This window comes from Tardiphaga sp. 172_B4_N1_3, assembly GCF_052076035.1.
GTDB classification, from domain to species: domain Bacteria; phylum Pseudomonadota; class Alphaproteobacteria; order Rhizobiales; family Xanthobacteraceae; genus Tardiphaga; species Tardiphaga robiniae.
In genome coordinates this window covers 3,956,321-3,970,366 of record NZ_CP197238.1, presented here as the reverse complement: position 1 = coordinate 3,970,366, position 14,046 = coordinate 3,956,321, and the positions used below count along the sequence as shown (strand labels likewise).

The window sequence follows — 14,046 nt, the reverse complement described above, 5'->3', positions numbered from 1 at the left end:
CAGATGGACGAGCCGGAAGACAAGAACGAACCAGAATAGGCGCGTTGGTCGATCTAGTGCAGGACGTTATTGCCGGGCCGGATAGCACCGAACTGGGGTGAAGCGGCATAGAGTTGCTGCAATTCCGCTTCCAGTTGCTCGTTGACCATCAGCAAAGCCTTGAGCGCGCCGCGCAAGTCGCCATTGCAGGTAGAAATGATTTCGTCGATTACAGCATCGGTTGGGCGGGCCGTCATGGAACTATCTCCGGTTCAGATCATGGCGTCAGTCCGCCGCCTGATCGTGGCGATAACCGGGCGGGAACGAATGCGTTCCTGTGGATAGCGTGGACAGTCCTTGCAGGCCGCTCGTCGCGATCACCGTGGCAAAGCCGCCAAACGCCCCCCATATCCACAACATTGTTTCCCGCCACGGGCCTTCCTCAGTGAGAAAATTTGTGATTGTGCTGCTCGCGCTACTCGTCGTTCCCATCGTTGTGTCGGCCGCCAGATACTGGATGGGTGATCGCTCGGTCGATTGGCAGAGCGCGGATCGTTCCAGCGCCGGCCTGTTGCCACCGCCCGCCGCCCATCCCGAGGCGCTGGTGCGCGTCTTCGCGGCGCGGACCGTGCGCTGGCGCGGTATCTTTGCGGTCCATAGCTGGATCGTCTTCAAGGAGAAGGGCGCGTCGCGCTACACCCGCTACGATTATACAGCTTGGGGCGAGCCGATCCGCCTGAATGGTTTTGCCGCAGACGGCCGCTGGTTCGGCGACGTGCCGACCGCTATCGCCTCCGCCGACGGCGATGCCGCCACCGCCATGATCCCGAAAATCCAGGCGGCCGTCGCGAGTTACTCTTGGCGCGCCTATGGCGACTATCGGGCCTGGCCTGGGCCGAACTCCAACACCTTTGTCGCGGCCGTTCTTGCCGCCGTGCCGGAATTGCGGGTGGCATTGCCGCCCACCGCCATCGGCAAGGATTTCCCCTATGCCGGCAATGCCTTTGGCTGGACACCCTCCGGGACCGGCGTGCGCGCCACGCTGGGCGGCTATCTCGGTGTCACCGCAGGCTGGGTCGAAGGGCTTGAAATCAACCTGCTCGGTGCCGTATTCGGCCTCGACATCCGCCGGCCCGCGATCAAACTGCCGGGCATTGGTCGTCTTGGCGTCAGTGCGTAAATGGCGCGCGGCGCGAAACCCTCAGGGTACCGTTGCGTAGCTGGATCGTGCACAAAATTCCCCGGATATCGGCGATGATATCAGTCACTGTGGTGGCCGTGCTATGCGTGCTGGCCGTGGCCACGCAGGTCGGCGTATTCGTATTCGAGCGTAAATATCCGCCAACGGGTGAGCTTGTCGACGTCACGAGCGGCCGTCTGCATGTGGTGCAGATCGGACCACGCGATGCATCAGGCCCGCCGATTGTCCTCATCCATGGCGCCACGTCGAATATGGAAACCATGCGGCTGCCGCTCGGCAATATGCTGGCAGAAAAACACCGCGTTATCCTGATCGACCGTCCCGGCTTTGGCTGGAGCACGCGTGACGATTTGTCGAACTCTTCTCCGGCGATGCAGGCGAGGATGATCGACGAAGCGCTTGAAAAACTCGGCGTCGATCAGGCGATCGTTGTGGTGCATTCGCTTGCCGGCGCACTCGGCGCGCTGATGGCGCTGGACTATCCGCAGCGTTTCGCAGGACTGGTCATGCTGGCGGGTGTCACTCATCCCTGGCCCGGTGGCGTTGGCATCTATAACGAGGTCGTCACCACTCCGGCCATCGGCAAGCTGCTAGCCTATACGATTACGCTGCCGCTTGGCTATTTCCTGACAGACATGGGCGGACGCGCAGTGTTTGCGCCGCAGCCCATGCCGGAAGGCTATATCGCGCAGACCGCGACGCAACTTGTGCTGCGGCCGCGCAACTTCCTCGCCAATGCCTGGGATCTGGTAACGTTGAAATCCGCCGTCGTGGCGCAGGCATCGCGCTATGCCGATATCAACGCTCCGACCGTCGTGATCGCAGGCTCCGCCGACACCATCGTATCGCCGGAGATTCATTCGCGTCATTTCGCGAAAACCGTGCCGGGCGCCAAACTAATCGTGCTGCCGAACGTTGGTCACATGGTGCAAAATGCTGCACCTGATCTTATCATGAGGGAGATCGAGGGCATGATCTCGGCCGCTGACACAAAACCGAAGGCCGCCTTGCGCTAACCTCCCGTTCGATCGACTTCAACCCAAATTGAGGAGAATTGCATGACCACGACTTTCGGTTCGGCCAAATGGCAAGGTGGCATCAAGGACGGCAAGGGATCGATTTCCACCAAGAGCGGCGCGCTCGCCGACTATCCCTACGGTTTCGCCAGCCGCTTCGAAGGTAAGCCGGGCTCCAATCCTGAAGAGCTGATCGGCGCCGCCCATGCGGCCTGTTTTACCATGGCGCTGTCGCTGATCCTTGGCGAAGCAGGGTTCAAAGCCGACAATATGGAAACCAAGGCGGATGTGACGCTGGAGAAGCAAGGTGACGGCTTCGCCATTACCAAAGTGCACCTCACGCTCTCGGCCTCTATTCCCGGCGCCGACAAGGCGAAGTTCGACGAACTCACCGCCATGGCAAAGGCCGGCTGCCCGGTGTCGAAGGTGCTGAACGCAGAAATCACGCTCGACGCGACGCTGGTGTAGTTCTCAGGGTCTTGGCACCTGCCGCGCACTCCCTCGCCCCGCTCTTGCGGGGAGAGGTGGGGTGAGGGGCTCTTCGATCCGTGAGTGAAGTGCGTATGGTGGGCTTTGTGCGATGCCCCTCACCCGCCGCTAGACGCGGCGACCTCTCCCCGCAAAGCGCGGGGAGAGGTTAAGCAAGTGAACTACATATCCGCGTCGTTTGGCCCGACATAAGCGATGCGGACCATGTTGGTCGCACCTGGTGTGCCGAGCGGCACGCCAGCGACAATGATGACCCGCTGGCCGGCTTTGGCGAAGCCGTCACGGAAGGCGATGCGTCCGGCGCGATCGACCATGTCGTCGAGGTCCTTCGCATCCTCCGCCACCACGCAGTGTACACCCCACACGACCGAGAGCTTGCGACCGGCGGCGAGGTTCGGCGTGATCGCTACCACCGGCGGCTTCGGCCGTTCACGGGCGACGCGGACGGCGGTGGATCCTGAGCTGGTCCAGCAAATGATCGCAGACAGATCCAACGTCTCTGCGATTTGTCGTGCGGCGTCCGCAATGGCGTCACCGACGGTCGGCTCGGGTTCGGGGCGCTGGGCCATCAGTACGGTGCGATAGGTCGGATCGCGCTCCACTTCCTCGCCGATGCGGTTCATCGTCGAGACGGCTTCGACCGGGAATTTGCCGGCGGCGGATTCGGCCGACAGCATGACGGCATCTGCGCCTTCATAGATGGCCGTTGCCACGTCGGAGACTTCGGCGCGCGTCGGCACCGGACTCTGGATCATCGACTCCAGCATCTGCGTGGCGACCACCACCGGTTTGCCGGCGCGGCGCGCCATGCGCGTCATGCGCTTTTGTAGACTTGGTACCCGTTCCAGCGGCAGTTCGACGCCGAGATCGCCGCGCGCCACCATCAGCGCGTCGGACGCTTCCAGAATGGAATCGAGACGGTCGATCGCCTGCGGCTTCTCGATCTTCGACATGATGGATGCGCGGCCGCGCACCAGTCGCTTGGCCTCATGCACGTCCTCGGCGCGCTGCACGAAGGACAGGGCTATCCAGTCGATGCCGGTCTCGAGTGCGGCTTCCAGATCCAGGCGGTCCTTTGGCGTCATGGCCGACACCGGCAGGTCCGTATCGGGCAGGCTGACGCCCTTGCGGTCGGAGATGCGGCCGCCGACCACCACGCGCGTCACCGCGCGGTCGTTCGATGTCTCCTCGGCAATCAGCCGCAGTTTGCCGTCGTCGATCAGCAGCGCATGGCCCGGGCGAAGTGCAGCGAGAATTTCCGGATGTGGCAGGTGCACGCGGGTGGCGTCGCCGGGGGCAGGATCGGAATCCAGCACGAAGCTCTCGCCGTTCTTGAGCTGCACATCGCCTTCGGCAAAGGCGCCGACGCGCAGCTTCGGGCCCTGCAGATCGACCAGAATGCCGATCGGGCGGCCGTAGCTGCTCTCGACATTGCGGATGGTCTTCACCAGCTCGCGCATCTTGTCATGCGGCGTGTGGCTCATATTGATGCGGAACACGTCGGCACCGGCCTCGAACAGCTTGCGGATCATCGCGCTGTCGGAGGAGGCGGGGCCGAGCGTGGCCAGAATCTTGATGCGGCGTTGACGTCTCATTGTTTGCCTCCCGGCGGTATCGATGGCGGCAGGGTCGTTGACCCGCCCGGGGGCGCGCCACCTGGCGTGTTGGGCAGACCGGGGAAGCCCGCGCCGGGGGCGCCCGGAGGCGGTCCGGTCGGCCCCGGAATGCCCGGCAGCTTCGGCGGTTGTTCGTTGGTTTCGGTCAGTTGCACCGTCCAGGCACGCTGTTCGCCGGTATCGACCTCAAAGAAGCCGGTCCGGTCAAAGCCGCGTGCGAGGCAGTTTTCGGTGCCCTTGATAGTGAATTCCTTGTCGCGGGAGCACATGAAGGCCTGACCCGACCACTCACCACCCCGGTCGTAATCGAGTGCGTAGATATAATAATACCGCGCAACCAGGGTTCCGCGCAGTAAGGTCTCGCAGGCTCGCGATGAGACATTCCACCAGCCCTCGGTGGTCCAGCCTTCGGCATCCTTGTAGCCCAGCGCGATCCCGACCCGGCTCGAGGTGTTGTTGCACAGCCGGAAATCAGCCGCCGCGGGGCTCGTCCACAGGCACGACAGGGCCAGCGCCAGCACCGGCAACAGGCCGGCGAGGGGGACGCGTCGAAAGGGGCGGGAATGGGAATCTCTTGCGGTCATGCGGCGAAGCTATCTCAATTCGTTGACGATTTCGCTTGACCCGGCGGGCCTGTCAACGGTCGCGGAACCAATTCTGTCCCGCCAGGCGGTTTGCGTTGTGATATGGCAAAATCTGTGACAGCGCCCATGTTACACGAAGACGACAGGCCGGTATCGGGTGCAACAGCGAGACCATTCATGGCGATTGACGACAAGATCCAGACCGAACTCGAGGCCGCCGCCTTTCGCCGGCTGGTAGACCATTTGCGCGGTCGCACCGATGTGCAGAATATCGACCTGATGAATCTGGCCGGCTTCTGTCGGAACTGCCTGTCAAACTGGCTGAAGGACGCTGCCGACGCCAAGGGCGTGGCGATGACCAAGGATGAGAGCCGCGAAGCGATTTACGGCATGCCTTACGAGACCTGGAAATCGCTGCATCAGGCCGAGGCCAAACCCGAACAAATTGAGGCCATGAAGAAAGTGCACAGCGGGCACTGACGATTTCTTGTCTTTTTGAGGCATGAAATCAAAGCTGTGGGGGCGCTGTGGATGACCGCGAAGGCGCCTTGACGCAAGGCGCCATGGTCTTGAGTGTCATTTCCTTAAGATTAATGCGCGCATAACGCTGCGCACTAAACCCACCCCATATCCGCTTAAAGCAACATCAGTTCACCAGGAGTTTTCGATGGCCACCTCTGCTGCGTCCGTGCTGGACGATCAGGCGACACATTCTTTCGCCAAGGATCAGCTCAAGGCTATCGTCGAGCGTATCGAGCGCCTTGAAGAAGAAAAGAAGACGATCTCTGACGACATCAAGGACGTCTATGGCGAAGCCAAAGGCAACGGCTACGACGTGAAGGCGCTACGCACCATCATCCGCATGCGCAAGCAGGACGCCAACGAGCGCGCCGAGCAGGAGACGATCCTCGAGACCTACCTGCAAGCCTTGGGAATGCTGTAAGGCGCTTAGCGCGCCAATACTCAGCCAAACACTCAGGTGTCATACGCGGGCAAAAGCGCGAAGCGCGTCTTCGCGCTAGACGACCCGCGTATCCATCTAGCTACAAAAATAGCGATGGATGGCCGGGTCAAGCCCGGCCATGACACCATTATAGTCTGAGAAATTCGCGCGCTTAACGCAGCGACGCCGTGCGCATCACAAATGCTGTCGTCGCAAGCGAGGCCGTTGCCGAGCCGGTGAAGCGCTCGCAGACCAGACCGAGCTGTGGATCATCCGAGAAAGTCATCGCCACCACCGCCTGCGGCTTGACGAAGTGTGCGCGCAGGATGGTCATGTCGCCGTCGCCCATCACTGCGGCCGACATCGACGTGGTCGCACTCGGCGCGAGGATCATTGCGCGCATCCAGACATGGTTGTCAGGAATGGCAGCGGCAGTGAGGCGGGTCGCGACTGCAATAGTGCTGTTCTGGCCCTGAGCGCCCTTCGCGACCACGGTGGTGATGTTGTTCACCGCCATCGGGTTCTTGGCCACGGAGGCCGGACGCATGCTACGTGGGATCGGCGCGCTGGCGGCAACGACATTGGCGCGATCGACCGGGGAATTAGCCGGCGGCGCATAGGCCATCGCCTTGGCGAAGCTGGACTCGGTGGCGGCCGGCTGCGGATCGACCACATTTGCCAAGGCCTGGCGCGCGGTGATCGCGGCGACCTGCTGTGGGGTGGCCTGTTTCGGCGCCGGCATATCATCCCAGAAGCCGCGGGCATTGATAATATCGGCCGGCGTCTGTGGCCGGTTGTCGGCCTTGGCTGCGGGCGCCGGAATCGGTGCCTTCGGGCGCGGTACCGGAACGGTCTCGGTGTCAGCCGATGCGAGCTGATAGGTTGCTGCTGCGGCCGGCTTGGAGCGCGGCATCGGAATGGGGTCCGAAGACTTCGCCTCAGCCAGCTTCGTTTCAGCCAACTTCGTTTCGGCCTGCTTCGTATCGACCGGTTTCGCAGGCATCGCGGCGGCCATCATGCCGACAGGCGATGGCTTGGCGGGTGCGATCGCGGCCGCTGCGCTCTCGTCTTCGTCGTCATTCGACTTGCCACCACGGAATAGCGAGGCGAACAAGCCCGGCTTGCTCTTGGCAAAAGCTGCACTGTCGCCATCGCCGCGCTTCTCGATCTCAGCCATTGCCAGCTGATAGCCAGCCAACGGACGGCCGTCGGTGGGGAGATGCACGGTGCGACCATCGGGGAAGACGCGCGCCAGCTGGTCATGCGTCATGCGCGGCCAGTGACGGATGCTGCCGGTGTCGAGATGCACGAAAGGCGAGCCGGAGGTCGGATAGAAGCCGACGCCGCCGCGCTGCAGGCGCAAACCGGCAAAGCGGATCTTTTCCAACGCCACGCCGGGAATGAAGAAGTCCATCGCGTGGCCGAGCATATGCTGGCTGGCGCGAGCGACGCCGGACGAGCGGCGGCGCAGCATGGCGTTGGTGGTGGGAGAGCGATAGGCGGAGATAATCTGGATCGGCGCCTTGCCGTCGACGTCGCGATAGACTTCCCAGAGGATGTCGAACAGGCGACGATCCATGTTGGTCTGGTCCTGGCTGCGCCAGTCGCGCAAGAAATAGTTGATCTTCTTCATCCCGTCGTCGTCGTAGCGGCCATTGCGCTTGAACGTGACGGTGAGATCTTCGCCTGAATGGGTGTGGTGGAACGAGAGGGTGCGGGTTTCGTCGAGAGCGGTGGCGTTATGGACGGAGCTGGCGCCTGCCATCAGCAGGACTGAAGCGAGGCCGGCATGAAAGCCAGCGCGCGATGTCCGCAATCTCGTTTTGCGTGCGAAACCGCTCAGCACGTATGAACCCACCCAAGTCGACAACTCTCTCGCTACCCCATGCGGCGACAGAGAGTGAACGTACTCTTAAAACGGGAGGGTTAACCGAGATTTACAACCCATCCCCCCAAGCGGGCTTTTCAGCCAGCCATTAAACTTAACCCATTGAGTATGGCGAAAAATAGCCCGCTGCCGGGTTCCAGATGGACGATGGTTAATCTGGATAAAGGGCGAAACATAAAAAGGGCTCCACCGGAAGGTGAAGCCCTTGATAAGTCTTCAGAATATTAGCGCCGACGTCGCAGTTTAGCGGGTTACCGTGCGGCGCGGCTTCTGGCCGGGTGCCACCGGTTGAGGTGCCGGGGCACCGCCACCGAACAGGCGCTCGAAAAAGGACAGGCCGCCGTTGCTGGCCATGCGCGAGCCGTTGTCGTTGAAGGCCACGCCCTGCGGGATATCCGCGCGCGGGCGCGAATAGCTCGGCTGGGCCCGGGCAACGACCTGTTCCAGATCCTTGTTCTTGCCGCCGCGGAGCAACTGCATCATCTGCGCGTCACGGCCGTAGATATCCTTGCGCAGCTGCAGCTTGCCAGCGTCATCGACGAAGGCTGTCTGGTACGTGATGTTCACCGGGATCGGCGTCGGGAATTTCAGGTCGATCTCGCTGCGGCCATACATGCCGCGAACCTTCTCCGGCGTGTAGTGCTCGTTCGGCATCGTGATGTTCAGCAGCGTCGCGGCATACTGATCCGGGTTTTGCACGCGCATGCAGCCGTGGCTGAAGGCGCGCTCGTCGCGGCCGAACAGGTTCTTGTCCGGTGTATCGTGCTGATAGACGAGGAACTTGTTCGGGAAGTTGAAGCGGATGCGGCCCAGCGCGTTGGCTTCACCGGGGGGCTGCGCAATGTGGATGCTGCCGTCGGAATTGCGCGTCAGCTTCAGGCCCATGCGGTCAAGCACCGTCGGGTCCTGCTGCAGAGCGGGCAGGTATTCGTTGTAGATGATGGACGGCGGCACGTTCCAGGTCGGGTTGACCGTGATGTACTTCATCGTCTCGGTCATCAGCGGCGTGGCGTGATTGCCCGGCTTGCCGACGACGACGCGTGTGGTCCAGACCTGCGCGCCGTTCTGCATCACTTTCAGCGTATAGTCCGGGATGTTCAGCATCACATAGGCATTGCCGACTGCGGACGCGCCGAGCTGGCGTGGCAGCCAGCGCCAACGCTCCATGTTGACCAGCACTGTATCGATGTGGCGATCGCGCTTCGGCGAATTCATCGCGCGCACGGTAGCCTCGTCCAGCACGCCGGTGGCCTTCAGATCGTTGCTTGCCTGATACTTGCGAACGGCTTCGGCGACGGCAGCGTCGTATTTGGTCTCGGCCGGACTCTCGACATTGAGGCGCGCGCGCAGCAACGGCACGCGCGGGTCGTCCATCACGGTCGGGTTCGGATTTTTCTTCGTGGCCTTGGCGAAACGCAGAGCCGGGCCTTCGCCGATCGGCTGTACCGGCGTTGCGGTTTCGCCGCGCAGTTCAGCGAGCTTTTTCTTCAGCTCCTGATAGCCCTTGTGCGGCGGGTTGTAGGCGTCGAGGGCTGCCGAAGCATTCTTCGCCGTCGAGATGTTGGCGAGAACCTCTGCTGGGTCGGTCGGATGCTCCGGATACATGATGTCGCCAGTCACCTGCGACCAGTGCATGCGACCGCTCTGGGCCTGGCGGGCGTAATCGAGCATGCTGGCGGTGAGCTTCAGCTCCGCCTCGGCGAGCGCATCGGGCGTATTCGCCGTGGTGAAATCCGGCACCGGATAGTCGGCGGCGTCGAGGCCATCAGATGCGGCGTCCTTGAGGCGCGCAATGACGCCCTTGGCGGCAGGGGTCGTTGCGCCGCCCTGGGTCCAGATCGGTGCGAAGTCACGTGCGGTGTAGAACTTCTCGACCGCGGCGCGCTCGCCCTTGCGGTCGAAATAGCGAGTGGACTTGGCGATGAACATATCGCGCAGTTTCTCGGCGACGGGCTGATCGCTGGACGCAACGGTGGTCGCGGGCTTGGCGATGTCCTTGACGACATCCTTCGGCGGCTCAGCTGCGGGCGCAGGAGGTGCCACAGCAGTCGCGGCCGGCGGTGTCGCAGCGGCGGGCGCGGTTACAGCCTCGCTCGGCTTCACATCCGCAGGCGCTTGCACGGCCTCGGTTGCCTTTGGCGTATCGGTCGAGACCGAACCAATGGTCTTCTCGGACGCCTTGGTTGCATCGGGCACGGACGCCGTGGTGTCGGCCTTCGGCGCCTCGGTCTTGAAGTCGGCAGCGGTCGGCGGGGCAACATTGGCGGGTTCGGGACGCGGCACCGCCGCATCGATGGCGAGTTCGGAGACACTGTCGCGGGGCGCTGCGCTCTGGGCAGCAGCTGCGGCGCCAGCGGAAACCGTCAGGAATGTCGCGGCCACGGCCATCAGCACGCAGTCGAATCCCGAGCGGCCCTTGGAATAGTCTCGCATTCTCGCACCTCGTTAGGTGAGCTGTTCCGGCATGGAACAGTTCTAGTCTGACATCATCAGCTTCGGTTGAAGCAGTCGCGCTGTTTTGCCTGCCCGCTCCGATTCAGAGCGCTTCCTGTGCAGACGATACACGCGCCCGGCACAAGCGCTAGCGCTTGTCGGACAAGTCACAACAAACTGACCTCAACCTCCCCGGTTTGCAACGCATACCGAGGTTTCACCGATGCTTTTGACTTTGTGTGTCACCAGACCGCAACGGTTCAAGTTCCATAGCGATCGCAACAACATGTTCAATCGCGTGGGAGGCGAGAAGTTCAGTTCGACGGTGCGGAATCCGCAATCGATGAATCTTTCTCCGCTGCCTCATCGAGCTTGCGGTAGAGCGTCGACCGGCCGATTTTGAGGCGCCGTGCGACTTCCGACATCTGGCCGCGATAGTGCGCAATGGCAAAGCGGATGATCTCGGATTCGAGCTCTTCCAGTGCCCTTACCTCGTTCTCGGCTGTCAGCATGGACAGGCTTCCAGCGGCGAGCGATATCGGGGCTGCGTCGATGCCCGGTACCATGGTCGGCGCCATCGTGTGGAAGACGGGTTCTACAATCAGCGGGGCGACCGCCGATGCTACGATCGATGGAGCGTACGCGGTCGTTTGCGGGAAGTCGGCCAGTCCGAGTTGATCGCCTTCGCTCATCACCACGGCTCGATAGACGGCATTTTCCAGCTGCCGGATATTGCCCGGCCAGTCGAGCTGCGTGAGCATCGTCATGGCGTCGCCGGCGATGCTGGTAATCGGTTTGTTCTCCTCGGCGCAGAAGCGCGCCAGGAAATGCCGCAGCAGATACGGAATGTCCTCGCGGCGCGCCCGCAGCGGCGGCACCGTGAGCGGCAGCACATGCAGGCGATAGAACAGATCTTCGCGGAATTGCCCGGCTTTGACGAGATCGAGCAGCTTGCGGTTGGTAGCCGAAATGATGCGGACGTCGACCTTGACCGGCTTGCGCCCTCCCACGGCCTCGACCGAACCTTCCTGAAGCGCGCGCAGCAGCTTCACTTGTGCCGATAGCGGCAGCTCACCGACTTCGTCGAGAAACAGCGTGCCGCCGTGAGCCTCGACAAACTTGCCGAGATGCCGGTCGGTGGCGCCGGTAAAGGCGCCCTTCTCGTGGCCGAACAGGATCGACTCCACGAGGTTGTCGGGAATGGCGCCGCAATTCACGGCCACGAACGGCTTGCTGCTGCGTTCGCCTGAGCCGTGGATGGCGCGCGCGATCAATTCCTTGCCGACGCCGGACTCGCCTTCGATCAGCACGGGGATCGTAGATGTCGCCGCCTTGCGTGCAGTGCGCAGCACGGCGTCCATGCTGGCATTGCGGGTGACGATGTCGGCAAAAGTGAGCTTGCCTTCGCGGCTGTGCCTGATGCGCTGCAATTCGCCTTTCAACGCGCTGGTATTGAGCGCATTGCGCAGGCTCACCTGCAGACGTTCGACGCCGACAGGTTTGACGACGAAATCATGCGCGCCGGCGCGCATGGCGGACACAACATTCTCGATACCGCCATGGGCGGTCTGGACGATGACGGGGATGCTGAGGCCGCTCTCGCGGATCTTGTCGAGCACGCCCATGCCGTCGAGGCCGGGCATCATCAGGTCGAGGACCAGAGCATCGATGGCGGCCGCTTCGGGATCAATCAGCCGGGCCATGGCAGCGTCGCCGCTATCGACCGTGATGGCCTCATAGCCGCAGCGCTGCACCATGTTTTCGAGGAGGCGGCGCTGGACGGCGTCGTCATCGGCGATGAGGATTCGTTCGGCCATGGCAACTCCAGAGCGGGTATGTCCCGATTTGAGCCACCATGGCGATCAAAGCCTTAATGCTTTCATAACACCGGGGCGAGGTAAGCCGTCGCATAGGGCCAGACTTCGCGGGCACCGCGATAGATCATGTCACCCGCCACATAGAGAATGATGGCGAGGCCGACATAGGCGATCCAGCGGTGCTTCTGCAGCAGCTTGGCGATGAAGGAGGCGGCGAGACCCATCAGCGCGATCGACAGCACAAGGCCGAAGATCAGGATGCTCGGGTGCTCACGCGCGGCACCGGCGACCGCGAGCACGTTGTCCAGCGACATCGACACATCGGCGACGGTGATCTGCCAGATCGCCTGGCCAAGCGTCTTGCGCGGGCCGTTGGCCGTGCCATCGGCATTGAGCTGGTTCTCGAGCGCGTCGAGATCGTGCTCATGCCCGGCGCGCAATTCGCGCCACATCTTCCAGCACACCCACAGCAAGAGGATGCCGCCGGCCAGAAGCAGGCCGATGATCTGCAGCAGTTGGACGGTGATGCTGGCGAAGCCGATGCGCAGGATGGTGGCGGCGATGATGCCGATCAGGATGGCTTTGCCGCGCTGTTCCTTGGGAAGGCCGGCGGCCGCAAGGCCGATCACGATGGCGTTGTCGCCGGCGAGGACCAGGTCGATCATCACGACCTGGAAAAGTGCAGTCATAGCTTCAGCGGTGAAGAAGTCTGTCATGTGGGCCACTCCGTATGAACGTCCAGTCCGACATCACAGTTCGGGTGAACTGCCAGAGGGGCCCGGGCCAGGACGTGCTTGTTAAAAGTCGTGCTTTGCAAACATGCGGGTTTGATCCCGCGGTTGATCCGATCCGTTACTCGGGTTGATCCGAGAGGGTGACAAGCCGAACCATCTGGTCGGGCTCGATGAGAATGGTGATGCCGACGCCGATGAAGGTCAGGACGCCGGCGACATCGAACCAGGTCGCGCGCCGCGCGAAGTTCCGCGGAATCAGCGCGCCACCGGCCATCAATGCTGCAAGTGCGAATAGCAGGGTGGCGACCATCGGCGCCAGCGCATCGAGCGAGACAAATGCGCGCAAGGCCAGTGCCGCGGTCAGCGCCAGCAAAAGGGTTGCGGCAAACAGCTCCTTGACCCGATGAGGGGCAGGAGGCGCATAATTGCGGCCAATGCTGTTGCGATCCGTAAAGGCCATCGTTGTCCTGTCGGGTATCGTTTCATCCCGTCCGCAACGTTCTTGCAGCTCGATAGTCGTGCTACAGGAAGTCGTCAGATCTTCAATTCATACTGGATAGTTTCGTAATCATGAAACGTGGCGAAAATCAAGAGGATTTCGCTGGAGTGCAGCGCGGCAAAGCCTTGCCGGAAGCGCGGCAGTTGCGAAAACAGGCTGGGGATTGGCTGAAGGCGCGGCGAGCGGAAGCCGGGTTGTCGCAGGTCGATCTCGCCGCAAAACTTGGTCTCAAATATTACACGTTCATCTCGCAGGTTGAGAACGGCTTCAGTCGGGTGCCCACCGAAACGATGGAAGCATGGGCCATTCAGCTCGGTCTGGAGCCGGCCGCCTTCGCAAAACATTTGCTGGTCTATTACGAGCCGGAATTGCACCGGCTGCTGTTTGGAGCACCCAAATGAACGTCATCGCATTTCAGCGCAAACCGCTGCAGGGCGCGTGGAGCGAGACCGAGCTCGCAACGCTTGCCGACACGATCAATCTCGGGCATCGCGGCCGCGAATGGGAGACTGGCATCACTGAGAACGGCGATGCGCAGCTCTATCTGCTGGGACCGCAGCCGGAGCAGGCCTGCGAATTGTGCGTATCGCGCGTGGATGGCCAGTACATTCTCGAAGACGGCACCGGGCGCCTGTTGTTCGAGCATCGCAGCCTGCCGCTGGTGGCGGCGCATGCCCGCACTGCGCTGCGCGGGACGCGATGGTGGCTTGTCGCACGGATTGTCATGGTGTGGTGTACGATTCGCCATATGCTTCATGACGAGATCGAACCCTTGATGACCGAGGGCGAAGAACTGCTTGTCCATTTCGCTCCGCAGCTCGCTGCTTTCGTGTGACGGCTGCATCCA

15 protein-coding genes are annotated in these 14,046 nt (G+C 62.2%); 7 read left to right on the top strand and 8 right to left on the bottom strand.

Going from position 1 to position 14,046, the window contains the following annotated elements; all coding sequences use genetic code 11:
* Positions 1–53: 53 nt before the first annotated feature.
* Positions 54–236 carry a hypothetical protein gene (locus AB7783_RS18855; protein ID WP_068728843.1) on the bottom strand — a complete coding sequence of 61 codons (183 nt, stop codon included), beginning with the start codon at positions 234–236 and terminating at the stop codon, positions 54–56.
* Positions 237–436: 200 nt separating this feature from the next.
* On the opposite strand from AB7783_RS18855, the gene AB7783_RS18850 reads away from it, so the two are divergent.
* From AB7783_RS18850 to AB7783_RS18840, 3 genes are all read left to right on the top strand, one after another.
* A complete protein-coding gene (locus tag AB7783_RS18850) occupies positions 437–1,159 on the top strand; it encodes a DUF3750 domain-containing protein (protein WP_441278466.1) in 723 nt (240 codons plus the stop codon).
* A 74-nt stretch (positions 1,160–1,233) separates the two neighbouring features.
* Positions 1,234–2,196 carry an alpha/beta fold hydrolase gene (locus tag AB7783_RS18845; RefSeq protein ID WP_309943122.1) on the top strand — a complete coding sequence of 321 codons (963 nt, stop codon included), beginning with the start codon at positions 1,234–1,236 and terminating at the stop codon, positions 2,194–2,196.
* Between the two features lie 42 nt (positions 2,197–2,238).
* The gene (locus AB7783_RS18840) at positions 2,239–2,664 is read left to right on the top strand and encodes an OsmC family protein (protein ID WP_120287142.1); all 426 of its coding nucleotides are present in this window, start codon (positions 2,239–2,241) and stop codon (positions 2,662–2,664) included.
* Positions 2,665–2,846: 182 nt separating this feature from the next.
* Here the strand turns inward: AB7783_RS18840 and pyk are convergent, their stop codons facing one another.
* Together pyk and AB7783_RS18830 are read right to left on the bottom strand one after the other, a co-directional pair.
* Entirely contained in the window at positions 2,847–4,280 is a 1,434-nt protein-coding gene (gene pyk, locus AB7783_RS18835; protein ID WP_441278465.1) for a pyruvate kinase, read from the bottom strand.
* Positions 4,277–4,885, bottom strand: a complete 609-nt coding sequence (locus tag AB7783_RS18830; protein WP_441278464.1) for a DUF1036 domain-containing protein — start codon at positions 4,883–4,885, stop codon at positions 4,277–4,279. Before AB7783_RS18830 ends, pyk begins: the two co-directional genes overlap by 4 nt.
* A gap of 177 nt (positions 4,886–5,062) precedes the next feature.
* On the opposite strand from AB7783_RS18830, the gene AB7783_RS18825 reads away from it, so the two are divergent.
* On the top strand, positions 5,063–5,365 hold the full coding sequence (locus AB7783_RS18825; protein ID WP_089265876.1) for a DUF1244 domain-containing protein: 303 nt from the start codon (positions 5,063–5,065) through the stop codon (positions 5,363–5,365).
* 187 nt (positions 5,366–5,552) lie between these two features.
* Positions 5,553–5,828, top strand: coding sequence for a DUF2312 domain-containing protein (locus AB7783_RS18820; RefSeq protein ID WP_068728829.1), 276 nt, complete (start codon positions 5,553–5,555; stop codon positions 5,826–5,828).
* Between the two features lie 172 nt (positions 5,829–6,000).
* Here the strand turns inward: AB7783_RS18820 and AB7783_RS18815 are convergent, their stop codons facing one another.
* From AB7783_RS18815 to AB7783_RS18795, 5 genes are all read right to left on the bottom strand, one after another.
* Entirely contained in the window at positions 6,001–7,674 is a 1,674-nt protein-coding gene (locus tag AB7783_RS18815) for a DUF882 domain-containing protein (RefSeq protein ID WP_441278463.1), read from the bottom strand.
* 285 nt (positions 7,675–7,959) lie between these two features.
* Positions 7,960–10,149, bottom strand: a complete 2,190-nt coding sequence (locus tag AB7783_RS18810; RefSeq protein WP_441278462.1) for a L,D-transpeptidase family protein — start codon at positions 10,147–10,149, stop codon at positions 7,960–7,962.
* A 314-nt stretch (positions 10,150–10,463) separates the two neighbouring features.
* Positions 10,464–11,966 (bottom strand): sigma-54-dependent transcriptional regulator, encoded by a 1,503-nt coding sequence (locus tag AB7783_RS18805; RefSeq protein WP_441278461.1) that lies wholly within the window; start codon positions 11,964–11,966, stop codon positions 10,464–10,466.
* A 62-nt stretch (positions 11,967–12,028) separates the two neighbouring features.
* Positions 12,029–12,682, bottom strand: a complete 654-nt coding sequence (locus AB7783_RS18800) for a TerC family protein (RefSeq protein ID WP_231079233.1) — start codon at positions 12,680–12,682, stop codon at positions 12,029–12,031.
* Positions 12,683–12,818: 136 nt separating this feature from the next.
* Positions 12,819–13,160: a hypothetical protein gene (locus AB7783_RS18795; protein WP_093757132.1), complete on the bottom strand. Its 342-nt coding sequence runs from the start codon at positions 13,158–13,160 to the stop codon at positions 12,819–12,821.
* A 146-nt stretch (positions 13,161–13,306) separates the two neighbouring features.
* Here AB7783_RS18795 and AB7783_RS18790 point away from each other — a divergent pair, with 146 nt between their 5' ends.
* Positions 13,307–13,600 carry a helix-turn-helix domain-containing protein gene (locus AB7783_RS18790; RefSeq protein ID WP_210210671.1) on the top strand — a complete coding sequence of 98 codons (294 nt, stop codon included), beginning with the start codon at positions 13,307–13,309 and terminating at the stop codon, positions 13,598–13,600.
* Positions 13,597–14,034 (top strand): hypothetical protein, encoded by a 438-nt coding sequence (locus AB7783_RS18785; RefSeq protein WP_089265883.1) that lies wholly within the window; start codon positions 13,597–13,599, stop codon positions 14,032–14,034. The genes AB7783_RS18790 and AB7783_RS18785 overlap by 4 nt, the downstream gene beginning before the upstream one ends.
* Positions 14,035–14,046: the final 12 nt, after the last annotated feature.

What these genes read in the sequence shown, in the direction of transcription:
- AB7783_RS18830 (WP_441278464.1), bottom strand. Translation starts at nt 4,885, where the DNA reads ATGACCGCAAGAGATTCCCATTCCCGCCCCTTTCGACGCGTCCCCCTC.
- AB7783_RS18820 (WP_068728829.1), top strand. Translation starts at nt 5,553, where the DNA reads ATGGCCACCTCTGCTGCGTCCGTGCTGGACGATCAGGCGACACATTCT.
- AB7783_RS18800 (WP_231079233.1), bottom strand. Translation starts at nt 12,682, where the DNA reads ATGACAGACTTCTTCACCGCTGAAGCTATGACTGCACTTTTCCAGGTC.
- AB7783_RS18795 (WP_093757132.1), bottom strand. Translation starts at nt 13,160, where the DNA reads ATGGCCTTTACGGATCGCAACAGCATTGGCCGCAATTATGCGCCTCCT.
- AB7783_RS18805 (WP_441278461.1), bottom strand. Translation starts at nt 11,966, where the DNA reads ATGGCCGAACGAATCCTCATCGCCGATGACGACGCCGTCCAGCGCCGC.
- AB7783_RS18840 (WP_120287142.1), top strand. Translation starts at nt 2,239, where the DNA reads ATGACCACGACTTTCGGTTCGGCCAAATGGCAAGGTGGCATCAAGGAC.
- AB7783_RS18855 (WP_068728843.1), bottom strand. Translation starts at nt 236, where the DNA reads ATGACGGCCCGCCCAACCGATGCTGTAATCGACGAAATCATTTCTACC.
- pyk (WP_441278465.1), bottom strand. Translation starts at nt 4,280, where the DNA reads ATGAGACGTCAACGCCGCATCAAGATTCTGGCCACGCTCGGCCCCGCC.
- AB7783_RS18825 (WP_089265876.1), top strand. Translation starts at nt 5,063, where the DNA reads ATGGCGATTGACGACAAGATCCAGACCGAACTCGAGGCCGCCGCCTTT.
- AB7783_RS18810 (WP_441278462.1), bottom strand. Translation starts at nt 10,149, where the DNA reads ATGCGAGACTATTCCAAGGGCCGCTCGGGATTCGACTGCGTGCTGATG.
- AB7783_RS18845 (WP_309943122.1), top strand. Translation starts at nt 1,234, where the DNA reads ATGATATCAGTCACTGTGGTGGCCGTGCTATGCGTGCTGGCCGTGGCC.
- AB7783_RS18785 (WP_089265883.1), top strand. Translation starts at nt 13,597, where the DNA reads ATGAACGTCATCGCATTTCAGCGCAAACCGCTGCAGGGCGCGTGGAGC.